At 47.0% G+C, this 389-nt stretch carries 1 protein-coding gene; it reads right to left on the minus strand.

The window, feature by feature from the left end; genetic code table 11:
- A partial coding sequence (locus lacNas_RS13995; protein ID WP_444979759.1) for a mucin-binding protein occupies positions 1-389 on the minus strand: 389 nt, incomplete at both ends.

Raw genomic sequence — 389 nt, forward strand, 5'->3', positions numbered from 1 at the left:
CCAGCTTCTTCAAGCTGCTTGATCGTGTCAGCGGTGCTGTAAGCAATTGTACTCTTGGATGAACCGGTCAGATCACCTGACGTTGCGATAACGGCGTTGTTGCCATCTTCATCAACGTAGTTTACCAGGGCCTTTTGAGTATTAGCGGTGTAAACAACAGTTACCGTGGATGACTTGTCACCATCGAAAGTTGGAGTTACTTCTGATGATGCAACTTCAGTTTGATCTGGGGTTAGGCCAGCGATCGTTGGACTAGTGACAGTCTTCAAACTCTGTGAGTCAACTGGGTTCCAAGTTGTTTCCTTGGTTACCAAGTCTTGAGTACCAGTTTGGGTGAAGGACAAAGTCTCTTCTACTGATGCCGGTGCTTCGAAACCTTCTGGAACTTC

Source organism: Lactobacillus nasalidis, from assembly GCF_016587775.1.
Lineage (GTDB): Bacteria > Bacillota > Bacilli > Lactobacillales > Lactobacillaceae > Lactobacillus > Lactobacillus nasalidis.